Genomic DNA, 13,956 nt, shown 5'->3' on the forward strand with positions numbered 1-13,956 from the left:
TGCGGGTGTTCGGGGCGCCGGAAGAAGCACCCCGCGGACGGCGAGTGCGGAGACGGAGGAGTCATGTCGGCGCAGCAGTTCGTGACCGTCAAGGTCGAGGAGGTGACGCGGGAGGCGGCGGGTGTCGTCTCCTACGTCCTGGCGTCGCGCGACGGCCGGGCCCTCCCGGCGTGGACCCCGGGAGCCCACATCGACGTCGTGCTCTCTCGCGACCTCGTCCGCCAGTACTCCCTCTCGTCGGCCCCCGACGCGGCGCGCTGGCGGATCGCCGTGCTGCGCGAACCCGACGGACGCGGCGGCTCCGCCCACCTCCACGACCGGGTCAAGGTGGGGGACCACCTGCTGGTGAGCACGCCCCGCAACACCTTCCCGCTGGACCTCGCGGCCGACCGGCACGTCCTCGTCGCCGGCGGCATCGGGATCACGCCGCTCCTGCCGATGGCCGCCGCACTGGAAGCCGCGGGCAAGCGGTGGACCCTGCTCTACCTGGGACGCTCGGCGACCTCCATGGCCTTCGCGGACGAGCTGGGGAAGTACGGCGACAAGGTCGTCCTCCACCGCGACGACGAGTCCGGCGTCCTCGACGTCGCCGCCGCACTCGACCGGCTGGGAGCCGGACACGCCGACCTGTACGCGTGCGGACCGGCCGGCCTGCTCGCCGCCGTCGAGGGCTACGCCGGGAACCGCCCCGGCAGCCGGCTCGTCCTGGAGCACTTCACCGCGGCCCCCGACGCCGCGGGACGCGAGGACGACCGCCCGTTCACCGTGGTGACCCGCGACGGCCGCGACATCACCGTGGGCGCCGAGGAGTCGATCCTCGACGCGCTGACCGCGGCGGGCGTACGGTCGCTCAGCTCCTGCCGGGAAGGCGTCTGCGGGACCTGCGAGACCGGCGTCCTCGAGGGCGAGCCGGACCACCGCGACCGCGTGCTCTCCGAGGAGGAGCGCGCCGCGGGCGACACGATGATGATCTGCGTCTCGCGGTGCCGCGGAGAGCGCCTGGTCCTCGACGTGTGAGGGCCGCGGGCCGCCGCCGTCACGGCTGCCCATCATGAGAAGTGCCGCGACACCGTCGCGTACGACGAGGTACGGAACCGACATCAGGAGGAAACCCATGACCGAGCCCGTGACCCTGGGCGAGGCGCCCGTCTCGCTCGACGACCTCGTCGCCGTCGCCCGCGGCGGCCGGGAGGTCGTCGTCGGCGACGCGGCCGTCGAGGCCATGCGCGCCAGCGAGCGATGGGTCGGCTCGATCATCGAGGACATGCGCGCCGGAAAGCCCGTCGAGCCGATCTACAGCATCAACACCGGCTTCGGCTCCCTGGCCGGACGCCAGGCCTTCGACACCGTCGAGGACGCCGCCGAACTGTCCCGCCGCCTGATCGTCTCCAACGCCAGCGGAGTGGGCCGGCACCTCGACCACGAGGTCGTCCGCGCCGCCATGCTGATCCGCGCCGCGAGCCTCACCCGCGGCTACTCGGCCGTCCGCTCCGAACTGCCCGAGACCCTCGCCCGCATGCTCTCCGCGGGCGTCCACCCGGCCGTCCCCGAGTACGGCTCCCTCGGCGCCAGCGGCGACCTCATCCCGCTCGCGCACCTCGCGATCGTGCTGTCCCGCCCCGCCGGGGAGGACGCCGAGATCGACAGCGGCGAGGCGTTCTGGGACGGCGAACTCATGAGCGGCGTCGCCGCCATGAAGCACGCCGGGATCGAGCGGATCACCCTGCGCGCCAAGGAAGGCCTCGCCCTCACCAACGGCACGTCCTTCTCCACCGCGCAGGTCGCCCTGGCCGTCGCCGACGCGGAGAACCTGCTCGCCACCGCCGAGATCACCGCCGCGATGTCCATCGAGGCCCTGATGGGCTTCGGCGACGCGTTCCTCCCGCAGATCCACGAGGCCCGCGGCCACCAGGGGCAGATCGAGTCCGCCGCCCGCATCCGGCAGCTGCTCGGCGACAGCGCGCTGATCGACGGCGACGTGGACCGCGACCCGACCCGCAGGCCGCCCCAGGACGCGTACTCGCTGCGCTGCACCCCGCAGGTCCTCGGCCCCGTCCGCGACACCCTGCGCTTCGTGCACGGCATCGTCGAGACCGAGATCAACGCGGCCACCGACAACCCCCTGGTCTTCCCCGACCTGCCCGCCGGCCGCTCCCTGAAGGCCGTCTCCGGCGGCAACTTCCACGCCGAGTACCTCGCCTTCGCCGCGGACTTCCTCTCCATCGCCGTCACCGAGATCGGCAGCATCGCCGAACGCCGGCTGTTCCGCCTCGACGACGGCTCGCTCAACCGCGGACTCCCGGACATGCTCGTCGCCAGCGAGAAGGTCGGCATGGACTGCGGCTACATGCTGCCGCAGTACCTGGCCGCGGCCCTGGTGTCGGACTGCAAGACCCTGGCCCACCCCGACAGCGTCGACTCCATCCCGACCTGCGCGAACCAGGAGGACCACGTCTCGATGGCGAACAACGCCGGCCGTCACGCCCGGCAGGTCGTCGGCAACATCGAGGCGGTCATCGGCATCGAGCTCCTCATGGCGGCGCAGGCACTCGAACTGCGCCTCGCCGAACAGGATGCCGACCCCTCGGTGCTCTCCTCCGCGAGCCGGGCGGTGCTCGACATGCTGCGCTCGACCCGCTCGGCGGACGGCCGGCCCGTCGACCACATCACGCAGGACGTCGTCATGTACCCGAGGGTCCGCGCGGCCATCGACCTCGTGCACCGCGGCGCCGTCGTCGACGCCGTCCGCACGGTGCACGCGCACGAACCCGCCTGAGCCGGCGGCAGGGTGCGGGGGCGGCGCGTGATCGCCCCCGCACCCGTGGCTCCTGATCACCGAGGGCCGGGCCGGCCGCCCGTGCTAGCCTTGTGCGTTTGTGGCCTCGCCGCGCCGCCGCTCCGTACGGGGGCTCCGGCCGGTGGCCGCGTCCCCGCCGCGCCTTCCTCGGTACGGTCCCTTCGGAGGAAGGCTCACTGTGAGCGATTCAGCACGCGCCGACGCCCGGCAGCAGGACGACGTGCCCGCCGCGTCCTTCAGTGAACTGGGACTCCCGGCCGCGCTGCTGCGGACGCTCGACGTGTACGACGTCACCGTTCCCTTCCCCATCCAGGCGGCGACGCTGCCCCACGCCCTCGCGGGACGGGACGTCCTCGGCCGGGGCCGCACGGGCTCCGGCAAGACGCTCGCCTTCGGTCTCGCCCTGCTCGCCCGCACGGCCGGCCGGCGCGCCCAGCCGAAGGAACCCCTGGCGCTCGTCCTCGTGCCCACCAGGGAGCTCGCCCAGCAGGTCGGCGAGGTGCTCACCCCGTACGCGGAGGCCCTGAAGCTGCGGCTCGCGACCGTCGTGGGTGGCGTGTCCATCGCCCGGCAGGTCGCCGCGCTGCGGGACGGCGCCGAGATCGTCGTCGCCACCCCGGGACGCCTGCACGACCTCATCGAGCGCAAGGGCTGCCGCCTCGGCCGGGTCCGCATCACGGTCCTGGACGAGGCCGACCAGATGTGCGACATGGGCTTCCTGCCCCAGGTCACCGAGATCCTCGACCAGGTACGGCCCGACGGGCAGCGGATGCTCTTCTCGGCCACCCTCGACGGCGACGTCGACCAGCTGGTGCGCGGCTACCTGAGCGACCCCGGCGTCCACTCCGTGGATCCCTCGTCCAACGCGGTCTCCGGCATCGCGCACCACGTCTTCGTCGTGCACGGCCCCGACCGGTGGTCCGTCGCCACGGAGATCGCCGCCCGGGACGGCCGCGTCCTGCTGTTCCTCGACACCAAGCACGGCGTCGACCAGCTCACCCGGCACCTGCGGGCCAGCGGCGTGCCCGCCGCCGCCCTGCACAGCGGGAAGTCCCAGCCGCAGCGCAGCGCGACCCTGGCCCGGTTCAAGAACGGGCAGGTCACCGCGCTGGTGGCGACGAACGTCGCCGCGCGCGGCCTGCACGTCGACGACCTGGACCTCGTCGTCAACGTCGACCCGGCCACCGACCCCAAGGACTACCTGCACCGCGCGGGCCGCACGGCCCGGGCCGGCCGCTCCGGCACCGTCGTGACGCTCGCGCTCTCCGGGCAGCGCCGCGAGACGAGCCAGGTCATGGCGGACGCCGACGTCACCGCCAAGGTCACCAAGGTGCGCTCGGGTGAGGCGGAGCTGAGCCGGATCACCGGCGCCCGGGTCCCCTCCGGCACGCCCCTCGACGGCGGGCCCTCGTCACGCCCCAAGAACCACAACGCCCCGTTCCGCGGCATCGGCACCAGCAAGGACACCAAGAGCGGCGCCTCCGGTGCGAAGCCGTCCCGCAAGGGCAGCGAGGCCCGCAAGCTCGCGGAGGCCCGCAAGGCGGCCCGGGTCCGTCGCGGCGGCTGACCAGCAGCCGCCGGACCTTTGACGTAGGCAGTCAGGCTGGCTTGCTCCACCCCGCCGTGCTCGAATACACGTCGATCAGGTCCACCACGAACACCAGGGTCGAGCCCGGCGGGATGAGCGGCGAGGGGGACTGCTTGCCGTAGGCGAGGCGTGGGGGAACGACGATCTCGCGCCGGCCGCCGACTCTCATGCCCTTCACCCCGCGGTCCCAGCCCTTGATGACCCGGCCGCTGCCCAGCGCGAACTTGAACGGTTCGCCCCGGTCCCAGGAGGCGTCGAACTCCTTCCCCGTGGCGAAGGTGACCCCGACGTAGTGGACGCGGACCACCATGCCCGACTTGACCTCGGGGCCTTCCCCGACGACCAGGTCCCGTACGGTCAACTCGGTGGGGGCGTCGCCCTCCGGAACGTCGACCTCGGGCTTGGTCGGTTCACTCATCGCGGCCTCGTCGCTCTCCGTAGGAAGTCTTCGGGGCCACGCTACGGCAGTCCGCTCAGGTGGGTCCCGACCAGTCGAAGGTGATCGTCTTGCTGGACTTGCCGGTGCGGTCCCAGGTGAAGCCGAACGCGTCGGCCCGGTCGGTCACGGCGCGGCCCCAGGTGGCGAGTTGGCCGGGGCCGGTCTCGCAGCCGGGGAGGTTCGTCGACTGCACGCGGGCGCCTTCCGGGGTGGTCGGACCCGTGAGCGCCTCGGCGCGTGCCTCGAGCTTCCCGGGCACGGAGGCCCGCCAGGTGCCCCGGTCCTCGTCGATCTCCACGTCGATCGGCGCGAAGTCCATGCCCCGCACCTCGAACGCGCCCATGGTCACCAGTTGCTCGGGCCAGCTGCCCGCCTGACCGCTGAAGATCATCTGCAGGGCCTGTCGCTGCCCGTCGTCGGCCCGCTCGTCGAAGATGAACGCGGCGTACGAGTCCGAGTGCTCCGCCCACACATTGCCGACGAAGGAACCGAGCATCACCATGTTCAGGCCGTCCAGCCGGACATCACCGTAGGCACCCTCGCGGATGTGCCACACCAGGATGCCTTCGCAGTCACCGGTGGTCGGCGGCTGGGCGAACGAGCACGGGCACGGAATGCTGCACTTGCACACGTCGAACCAGTCGCCCGCCAGGCGCCAGGCCGGCACCGTCTCTGTCGCCGGGGTCATCGCTTTCACCTCACACAGCCATGGCCGCGGGGCGTGGGAGCGGAGCCTCGGACCCGGTGATCCGGGTGCGTCCGGCCCCCGGCGGCCGGAACGGGTCGATTCCTTTCCTCCCCTCCATCGTGCGCCCGGATCGCCGGCACATCCAGCGGTGAGCGGCTCGCGGCGAACGGTTTGCCTTCCCCGGAATCCGTGCTGTGCTGGAAGGGTCCGGGAGGAGTGCGTCATGCATGCCTTTCAGCGGCCGGCCACGAGAGACCATCCGCTGCGGACGGGAGCGCTGCTGCCGGTCCGGGATCTCGCCGTGGCCTGGACGTTGATCGTCCTGATCGCGGCCCTGGCCTGGGTGCTCACGGTGGGCCAGGCCCGCGACATGGGGGTCGAGCCCGGCACGATGGGGATGGCGCTGCCGCTGTTCCTGCTGCTGTGGCTGGCCATGATGGCGGCGATGATGCTGCCCTCCGTCGCCCCCGTCGCGCTGACCTGGGCCAAAGGCATAGCCCGCCAGTCCAGCGGTGCCCGACGGGCGCTGCGCACCACCGAGTTCCTCTCCGGCTACCTGCTGGTCTGGACGGCGTTCGGCCTCCTCGCGTACGGCGGCCTCGCCCTCACCGGTGACCTGGTCGACCGGAACCCGGACTCCGCACGGTGGATCGGGGCGGCCGCCTTCGTGCTGGCCGGGCTGTACCAGTGGGGCCCGGTCAAGGACATCTGCCTGCGCCACTGCCGCAGCCCGATGGCCCAGCTGATGCACTACGCCTCGTACCGGCCCCGCCTGCGTGACCTGCGGGTGGGGCTGCACCACGGGGCGTACTGCCTCGGCTGCTGCTGGGCCCTGATGGTCGTCCTGATCCCGCTCGGCGTCATGAACATCGCGGCGATGGCGGCCGTCGCGGCCCTGATCTTCCTGGAGAAGCTCTGGTCCCGGGGGCCGCAGCTCGCCCGGGTGTCCGGCGTCGCGTTCCTGGTGCTGGCCGCGCTGGCGCCCTTCCAGGACTGGCTGCTGCCGGGCCTGCAGAGTGCGACGACGATGCCGATGTGACGCGGGCCCGGTGGGACAATGCCAGCGTGGGCCGGCACGTGGAGTCGCTACTGGTGGGCCGGACCGCGCTGTTGACATCGCTGCGCAGACAGGTGGACGCGGCGGTCCTCGGGCGCGGCGGGCTGGTCCTGCTGGCCGGGGAGCCCGGCATCGGGAAGACGGCGCTCGCCGCCGAGGTCCTGAGCCACGCGCGAAGCCTCGGGGCGACCGTGGCCTGGGGCAGTTGCGAGGACGGCGGCACCGCCCCCGGCCTGTGGCCCTGGCAGCAGATCCTCCGCTCGGTCACCGGGCGACCGGAGCCGCTCGACGGGGGCGAGGGCGGGCCGTCGCCGGGCCACGACGGTGAGGACGCCAGGCCGGCACTCTTCGAAGACGTCGCCCAGCGGCTCCTGGACGGTGGCAGGACACTGGTCGCCGTGCTCGACGACCTGCAATGGGCGGACACCGCGTCGGTGCTGCTGCTCGGCCACCTGGGGAGGCGGGCCCGGCACGAGTCGCTGCTCCTGATCGGGACCTACCGCGACGTCGAGCTCGCGCCCGATCACCCGCTGCGCTCGCTGCCGGACGCGGACGTGGTCGTACTCGGCGGTCTGGCACCGTTCGAAGTGGCCGTGCTCCTCGACCGTTTCAGCGGTCGGGCCGGAGCGGAGACAGATGGTCCGGAGACGGCCGGTCCGGGGGTGGCTGGTCCCGTGTCGGTTGGTCCGGGGGCGGCTGGTCCCGAGTCGGCTGGTCCGGAGTCGGCTGGTCCGGGGGTGGCTGGTCTCGCGTCGGCTGGTCCGGAGTCGGCTGGTCCGGGGGCCGCTGGTCCCGCGTCGGCCGGTTTGGAGGCGGCCGGTCCGGAGACGGCCGGTCCCGGCGCGGCCGGAGCGGAATCCGCCTCCGCGGAGAGCGCGCAGGCCGTGCACCGCCGTACCGGAGGCAACCCCTTCTTCGTCCAGCAGATCGCCCGGCTGCGCGCCGCCGGCGGGGACAGCGGGGCGCTCCCGGTCGCGGTCGGGCAGACGGTGGCCCGGCGCCTGGCCCGGCTGCCGGACCGGACGGCCCGTCTCCTGGCCACCGCGGCGGTGCTCGGCCGCCGGTGCGCGATCGGCCACCTGGCGGTCGCAGCGACCGTTTCGCCCACCGAGGTGCCGGGCCTGATGGAGCCGGCGGTCGACGCGCGGATCGTCACCCGTGACGGTCCGGACGGATACCGGTTCGTGCACGACCTCTTCCGCGAACAGCTGATGGCCGAACTCGATCCGGCCCGGCGCGCCCGCATCCATCTCGCCGCCGCGAGAACGCTGGAAGGCGTCGGCCGTCCCGCCGAACTGGCCTGGCACTACGCGCAGGCCCTGCCGTTCGGCCCCCGCGAACCGGCCGTCCGCCACGCGGTGCGGGCCGCACACCAGGCGCTGCGTCAGCTGGCGTACGAGGAAGCCGCCCACTGGTGGCGGCAGGCCGTACGACTGACCCCTGCGCACGATCCCGGACGGATCGGGCTGCGTGCCGCCCTGGCCCAGGCCGAGCTGTGTGCCGGTTCGCGGGACACGGCCGCGCACGAGTTCGCCGAGGTCGCGACGCAGGCGCAGGCGCAGGCGCGGGAGCAGCCGGAGATGCTGGCGGCGGCAGCGCTGGGTCTGCATCGCGCGGGGGTCCGCAGCGGCGACTCGCGGCGCGAACTGGTCGGCCTGCTGGCCCGGGCCGAGGCCGCGCTGCGCGGCGGTCCCCGTGCCGCGCTGCACGCCGAAGTGCTGGCCGCACTGGCACGGGAGTTGGCCGACGGGCCGGAGCAGGACCTGGCACGGGCGCGGGAGCACGCCCGGCAGGCGGCGGCCAGGGCCCGTACCGCAGGAGATCCCCGCGCGCTGGCCACCGCGCTGTTTGCCCAGCACGACGTCGAATGGGCCCCCGGCACGGCGCGGCGGCGGCTGGCGCTCGCCGAGGAGATGGTGGTGGCCGCCGTGGACGCCGACGACGCCGCCTTGGAGTTCGAGGGGGCGCTGTGCCGGTTCGTGGCGCTGCTGGAACTCGCCGAACCCGGCGCGGCGGCGGCGCTGCGCCAGGCGTCGGCCGCGGCCGAGCGCTCCCGCCTGCCGCGCGCCCGCTACCTGGTGCGCTCGCGCGAGGCCGCGTTGGCCCTGATGGAGGGCCGGTTCCGGGAGGGCCGGCGGCTGTCCGACGAGGCGTCCGCGCTGGCGGAGGCCATCGGTGAGCCGGACGGCCGGGGCGTGACCGCGACCCAGCGCGTCGCCGACGCGCTCGCCCGGGAGGGGCCGGGCGCCGTCGCGGCGGCGTTCGACGCGTTCGGCGACGGCGGGCTGCCGCCCGAGTTCCTGCCGCTCGGCCGCTGCTTCGCGTACCTGGCGGCGGACGAGCCCGAGGCGGCGGCTGCGGTCCTGCGGGCGCTGCCCCCGGCCGAGAAGCTGTCGCGTTTTCGGTGGCGGGCCCTGGCCGGCATGGCCTTCGACGTCGAGATCGCGGTGGCGGCCGGGGTACCCGACGTGTGCGCCGACCGCTATCAGCGCCTGCTGCCGTACGCGCAGGAGACCGTCGTGATCGGTGGCGGCGTCGCCGTTCTCGCTCCGGTGGCGCTCTACCTCGGCCTCGCCGCCACCGGGCCGAAGGCCGTGGAGCACCTTGAGGACGCCCTGACCGCCGCCGACCGCCTGGGCGCGCGACCCGTCGCCGCCCGGGCCCGGCTCGAACTCGGCCGCGCCCTCCTGGCACGCGAACCCGCGGACGAACGCGGCAGGCTGCTGCTCTCCCAGGCGCTGCTCGCGGCCGAGGAGCTGGGCCTCGACCGGCTGCGCGACCGGGCCCGGGACGCACTCGCCCACGCGGACGCCGCCCACGTCTTCCACCGTGACGGACAGCTGTGGACCCTCGGATACGCCGGACGCACGGTGGTGCTCCCGGACGTCAAGGGGCTTCATGACCTCGCCCTGTTGTTGTCCTGCCCCGGCCGGGAGATCTCCGCGACCCGCCTGCTGACCGGAGAGGACCTGCCGTCCCCCGGCAGTGACGAGGTCGCGGACGACACGGCGCGCGCCGCCTACCGGGTCCGTCTGGATCGCCTCGACGAGGAGATCGCCGAGTCCCACGAGGAGGGCGCGGCCCGACGTCTGCGCCGCGCGGAGGACGAGCGCGACGAGCTGATCACCGAGCTGCGCAGGGCGTACGGCCTCGGTGGGCGCCGGAGGCGCCTGGGCGATCCGGGCGAGCGGGCCCGGACGACGGTCACGGCGCGGATCCGGGACGCCATGCGCCGGATCGAGCGGGAGCACCCCGAGCTCGGCCGGCACCTGCATGCGACGGTCACCACCGGGCGAGCCTGCGCCTATCGCCCCGAGGAACCGGTCCACTGGCAGCTGTGAGCCCCGGTCCCACAGTTCGTGAGGAGCCTTCTCACGCCTACGGGTCACCAACGACCCGAAAAGGTGATCGAGATGACCTCCCTGGACACCACTTCCCCGGACCGGACCTCTACGGACCGGACCTCTCCTGACACGACCCCTCCCGACACGACCCCTCCCGACCCGGCCGCTTCCGAGAGCGCCGCGGTCGAGGAAGCCATGGGCACCGTCTTCACCGACCTCGGCGTCAACTGCACCGCCCCGCTGATCGTCCTGGGCGACCGGCTCGGTCTCTTCCGCACCCTCGCGGGCGCGGGCCCCCTGACCTCCGGCGAACTCGCCGAGCGCACGGGACTGGTCGAGCGGTACGTCCGCGAATGGCTGCGCGGCGTCGCCGTCGCCGGATACCTCGGGTACGAGCCGGCCACGGACCGCTTCACCCTCACCGACGCGTACGCGGCCGTCCTGGCCGACGACACGGCCCCGACCGCGCTGATCGGCGTCTTCCCCGGCCTCCAGGCGCTGTGGGCGGACCTCGACCGCGTCGAGGAGTTCTTCCGCACCGGCGGCGGCATGGCCTGGGGCGACCACCACCCCGCGCTCGGCGCCGCACAGGAACGCTTCACCCGCCCCGCGTACGTGCACGGCCTGATCGCCGAGTGGATCCCCGCCGTCGACGGCATCGCCGCGAAACTCGACGCCGGAGCGACCGTCGCCGACCTCGGCTGCGGTCGCGGCCTCTCCTCGATCCTGATCGGCGAACGGTGGCCGCACGCCCGGGTGCACGGCTTCGACCCGGACGACGCCTCCATCGCCCACGCCCGGTCCGCCGCGGCCCGGGCAGGAGTGGACGACCGGGTGACCTTCGAGGTCGCGGACGCCACCACCTACCCCGGCGGCGGCTACGACCTGGTCACCTTCACCGACTCCCTGCACGACATGGGCGACCCCCGAAGGGCGGCCGCGCACGCCCGCGACACGCTCGCCGAGGACGGCGTCGTCCTGGTCGTCGAGCCCCTGGCGGCCGACCGCTTCGAGGACGACTTCGCCAACCCGTACGCCCGCGTCGGCTACGCCATCTCGACCCTCGTCTGCACCCCCTCGTCACTGGCCCAACCCGGAGCCGCCGCCCTCGGCACGATGGCCGGCGAAACCCGGCTGCGGGACGCCCTCACCGCGGGCGGCCTCACCCGTGTCCGGCGCGTCGCCCAGGACAGCGCCCCGATGAACATCGTTCTGGAGGCACGGCCATGACCACCCTCGCCCCCTCCGACGTCGAGGGCATCACCGCTCTCGACGCCACCGCCCAGGCCGAGCTGGTCCGCAGCGGCCGGCTGAGCGCCGAGGAACTCGTCACCGCCGCGATCACCCGCGTCGAGGCCCTCGACCCGCGCCTCAACGCGGTGATCACACCCACCTTCGACCGGGCCCTCGACGAGGTCCGCGCGGGGCTCCCCGACGGTCCCTTCACCGGCGTCCCGTACCTGCTCAAGGACCTCGCCACCGAGCAGACCGGTGTGCGCTTCACCGAAGGCTCGGCCTTCCTGCGCGACCACGTCTCGCGGCACGACCAGGAACTCGTCCGGCGGCTGCGCGCCGCCGGGGTCGTCCTGCTCGGCAAGACGAACACCCCCGAGTTCGGCATGGCCCCCACCTGCGAACCCCTCCTGCACGGGCCCACCCGCAACCCCTGGGACCCGACCCGCACCACCGGGGGCTCCTCGGGCGGCTCGGCGGCGGCGGTCGCCGCCCGTATGGTCCCGGCCGCGCACGCCAACGACGCCGGCGGTTCCATCCGCTTCCCGGCCTCCTGCTGCGGCCTGTTCGGCCTCAAGCCCACCCGGGCCCGTGTGCCGTTCGGACCCGCCTACGGAGACGCCTTCGGCGGCTGGGCCGCCGAACACGCCGTCACCCGCACGGTCCGCGACTCGGCCGCCCTCCTGGACGCCGTCGCGGGCCCGGCACCCGGCGACCCGTATCCGGCCCCTCCGACGCCGGAGTCCTTCCGGACGGCGGCGGAACGGGACCCGGGACGCCTCCGGATCGCGTACAGCCTGCGCACCAGCGGCGGCCATCCCGTCCACGCCGACTGCGCGGCCGCCCTGTGGGACGCCGTCCAGCTGTGCACGGACCTCGGTCACGACCTCGTCGAAGAAGACCTGCCGGGCCTCACCGAGGACGTGAGCGAAGCTGTCGGCACCGTGTACGGCGCCGCCATGGCGTGGATCGTCGGCTACTGGATCCGGGAACTGGGCCGCGAGCCGGGGCCCCAGGACCTGGAACCGTACACGCGCGCCAACTGGGAGTGGGGCCGGGGCGTCACCGGGGGCGACTACCTGCTGGCCGTCACCACGCTTCAGGCGTTCGCCCGCACCGTCGCCCGGTTCCTCAACCGGTACGACGCGTTCCTCACCCCGACGCTCGCCCAACCACCCCTTCCCCTGGGCGAGATGACCTCCACCGAGGACGACCCCTGGCGCACCGCCCGCAACAGCGCGCCCTTCATCGCCTTCCCCGCCGTGGTCGCCAACCTCACCGGTGATCCGGCGATGTCCGTCCCGCTCCACCTGTCGCCGACCGGGCTGCCCGTCGGTGTCCACTTCCTCGGCCGCTACGGCGACGAGTGCACCCTGTTCCGCCTGGCCGGCCAGCTCGAACGCGCCCGGCCCTGGGCCCAAGGGGCGCCGCTCTAGACCCCCGGCGGACTCGGATCGAGGCGCCTTCGGCCGGCGACGAGGGTCCATGCGTCGACATCCTGATAGAGGCGCGGGCCCACGTGCCCTCGCAGCGTGCTGCCGACCAGGTGGAGGCGCTCGGTCCGCCACGGGCGTCCGGTGAATCCGTCGAGGCAGGCCGCCGCCGCGGTCACCGACGCGTTGTCGGAGCGGCGGGCGCGGGCCAGCGTGAGGTGAGGGCGCAGCGGACGCTCTACGAAGGTGACGCCGCAGTGCCTGACCCGCACCCGCACCGCCTCGGCCAGTTCGTGGAGTGGATCGAGGTCGCCCCCGATGCCGCTCCACAGCACACGCTCGTCGAAGTGTCCGCCCCCGACCAGCGACAGTTCGAGCGCGGGGCGCGCTGCCGCCAGGTCGGCGAGGGGCGCGCGAAGCCGCTGAACGACCCGCACCGGCAACTCGCCCAGAAAGGCGAGGGTGATGTGCCAGTCCTCGATGCGGTTCCAGCGCAGGTCTGGGTGGGCGGCGTAGGCCGGGCCCAGCGCGCGGGCCAGTTCGTCCTTCGCGTCGTCGGGCGGTGCGAGGGCGATGAACGCGTGCTGGGTGGCGGTCTGCGGTGCTTCGGTCACGGACGCCTTCCTACCCCATGAGCCCGCGGCCCATGATTTCGCTACGACCGTTGCGTAAGCATCGGAGTCGACCTAAAGTCGCTTTACGAAACAGTCGTAGCGAAATAGGGGCACCGGCGCCCTCGGCGGCGCCCTTCCTGTCAGGGAGAGCTGATGACCGTATCGACGGAAACAACGGAAGCGCCGGACGTCACGGAAACGGGGGAGGCGCCCGCCCGGTCTCGCCGCAAGCGGCTGCGCCGTCGGCTGACGGCTGTACTCGTGCCCCTCCTCGCCCTGCTGGCGGGCTACACCGTCTGGACGAACGCGCGCCCCCACACCCTGAATGCGTCGATCGAGCTCGACGCCACCCCCGACGAGGTCTGGCGGGCCCTCACCGACCTGCCCGCCTACGACGAGTGGAACCCGTTCATCGTCTCCGCAGGCGGCGCCGTCGAGCGGAACGCCACGTTGCGCCTCGTGATGCGTGACGAGACCGGCGACACCACCTTCACCCCCACGGTCCTGGCCGCCGACGCCGGCAAGGAGCTGCGCTGGATCGGCCGGATCGGACCGGGCCTGATCTTCGACGGCGAACACCGCTTCCTGATCGAGCCGTTGGGGGAGCACCGCGTCAGGCTGACCCAGAGCGAGAAGTTCCGTGGCGTGGTGGTGCCGTTCTTCCAGGGCAGCCTCGACTCCCGCACGCTGCCGCAGTTTCGCGCGATGAACCGGGCGCTCGCCGACCGCGTCGCCGCACTGCGGGCGCGGTGACGCACCGCGG

The 13,956-nt window shown here is 73.5% G+C and carries 11 protein-coding genes; 8 read left to right on the forward strand and 3 right to left on the reverse strand.

Annotation, left to right across the window (positions count from 1 at the left end; translation table 11 throughout):
* Positions 1-63 precede the first annotated feature (63 nt).
* From ACZ4E1_RS13100 to ACZ4E1_RS13110, 3 genes are all read left to right on the forward strand, one after another.
* Positions 64-1,017 (forward strand): PDR/VanB family oxidoreductase, encoded by a 954-nt coding sequence (locus ACZ4E1_RS13100; RefSeq protein WP_467538721.1) that lies wholly within the window; start codon positions 64-66, stop codon positions 1,015-1,017.
* A 97-nt stretch (positions 1,018-1,114) separates the two neighbouring features.
* Positions 1,115-2,776, forward strand: coding sequence for an HAL/PAL/TAL family ammonia-lyase (locus tag ACZ4E1_RS13105; protein WP_467538725.1), 1,662 nt, complete (start codon positions 1,115-1,117; stop codon positions 2,774-2,776).
* A gap of 199 nt (positions 2,777-2,975) precedes the next feature.
* Positions 2,976-4,364, forward strand: coding sequence for a DEAD/DEAH box helicase (locus ACZ4E1_RS13110; protein ID WP_467538727.1), 1,389 nt, complete (start codon positions 2,976-2,978; stop codon positions 4,362-4,364).
* Between the two features lie 31 nt (positions 4,365-4,395).
* On the opposite strand, the gene ACZ4E1_RS13115 is transcribed toward ACZ4E1_RS13110, so the two are convergent.
* Together ACZ4E1_RS13115 and ACZ4E1_RS13120 are read right to left on the reverse strand one after the other, a co-directional pair.
* Entirely contained in the window at positions 4,396-4,803 is a 408-nt protein-coding gene (locus tag ACZ4E1_RS13115) for an FKBP-type peptidyl-prolyl cis-trans isomerase (protein ID WP_467538728.1), read from the reverse strand.
* 55 nt (positions 4,804-4,858) lie between these two features.
* A complete protein-coding gene (locus ACZ4E1_RS13120) occupies positions 4,859-5,512 on the reverse strand; it encodes a DUF1326 domain-containing protein (protein ID WP_467538730.1) in 654 nt (217 codons plus the stop codon).
* Positions 5,513-5,735: 223 nt separating this feature from the next.
* On the opposite strand from ACZ4E1_RS13120, the gene ACZ4E1_RS13125 reads away from it, so the two are divergent.
* From ACZ4E1_RS13125 to ACZ4E1_RS13140, 4 genes are all read left to right on the forward strand, one after another.
* Positions 5,736-6,551, forward strand: coding sequence for a DUF2182 domain-containing protein (locus ACZ4E1_RS13125; RefSeq protein WP_467538733.1), 816 nt, complete (start codon positions 5,736-5,738; stop codon positions 6,549-6,551).
* Between the two features lie 26 nt (positions 6,552-6,577).
* A complete protein-coding gene (locus tag ACZ4E1_RS13130) occupies positions 6,578-9,910 on the forward strand; it encodes an ATP-binding protein (protein ID WP_467538735.1) in 3,333 nt (1,110 codons plus the stop codon).
* Between the two features lie 72 nt (positions 9,911-9,982).
* The gene (locus ACZ4E1_RS13135; RefSeq protein WP_467538737.1) at positions 9,983-11,143 is read left to right on the forward strand and encodes a class I SAM-dependent methyltransferase; all 1,161 of its coding nucleotides are present in this window, start codon (positions 9,983-9,985) and stop codon (positions 11,141-11,143) included.
* Positions 11,140-12,582 (forward strand): amidase, encoded by a 1,443-nt coding sequence (locus ACZ4E1_RS13140; protein ID WP_467538739.1) that lies wholly within the window; start codon positions 11,140-11,142, stop codon positions 12,580-12,582. The genes ACZ4E1_RS13135 and ACZ4E1_RS13140 overlap by 4 nt, the downstream gene beginning before the upstream one ends.
* Here ACZ4E1_RS13140 and thpR read toward each other — a convergent pair.
* The gene (gene thpR, locus ACZ4E1_RS13145; protein ID WP_467538741.1) at positions 12,579-13,193 is read right to left on the reverse strand and encodes an RNA 2',3'-cyclic phosphodiesterase; all 615 of its coding nucleotides are present in this window, start codon (positions 13,191-13,193) and stop codon (positions 12,579-12,581) included. The genes ACZ4E1_RS13140 and thpR overlap by 4 nt on opposite strands.
* Before the next feature lie 153 nt (positions 13,194-13,346).
* Here thpR and ACZ4E1_RS13150 point away from each other — a divergent pair, with 153 nt between their 5' ends.
* A complete protein-coding gene (locus ACZ4E1_RS13150; RefSeq protein ID WP_467538743.1) occupies positions 13,347-13,946 on the forward strand; it encodes an SRPBCC family protein in 600 nt (199 codons plus the stop codon).
* Positions 13,947-13,956 lie beyond the last annotated feature (10 nt).

This window comes from Streptomyces sp. NPDC025806, assembly GCF_055558275.1.

What these genes read in the sequence shown, in the direction of transcription:
- ACZ4E1_RS13100 (WP_467538721.1), top strand. Translation starts at nt 64, where the DNA reads ATGTCGGCGCAGCAGTTCGTGACCGTCAAGGTCGAGGAGGTGACGCGG.
- ACZ4E1_RS13105 (WP_467538725.1), top strand. Translation starts at nt 1,115, where the DNA reads ATGACCGAGCCCGTGACCCTGGGCGAGGCGCCCGTCTCGCTCGACGAC.
- ACZ4E1_RS13115 (WP_467538728.1), bottom strand. Translation starts at nt 4,803, where the DNA reads ATGAGTGAACCGACCAAGCCCGAGGTCGACGTTCCGGAGGGCGACGCC.
- ACZ4E1_RS13120 (WP_467538730.1), bottom strand. Translation starts at nt 5,512, where the DNA reads ATGACCCCGGCGACAGAGACGGTGCCGGCCTGGCGCCTGGCGGGCGAC.
- ACZ4E1_RS13125 (WP_467538733.1), top strand. Translation starts at nt 5,736, where the DNA reads ATGCATGCCTTTCAGCGGCCGGCCACGAGAGACCATCCGCTGCGGACG.
- ACZ4E1_RS13135 (WP_467538737.1), top strand. Translation starts at nt 9,983, where the DNA reads ATGACCTCCCTGGACACCACTTCCCCGGACCGGACCTCTACGGACCGG.
- ACZ4E1_RS13140 (WP_467538739.1), top strand. Translation starts at nt 11,140, where the DNA reads ATGACCACCCTCGCCCCCTCCGACGTCGAGGGCATCACCGCTCTCGAC.
- ACZ4E1_RS13150 (WP_467538743.1), top strand. Translation starts at nt 13,347, where the DNA reads ATGACCGTATCGACGGAAACAACGGAAGCGCCGGACGTCACGGAAACG.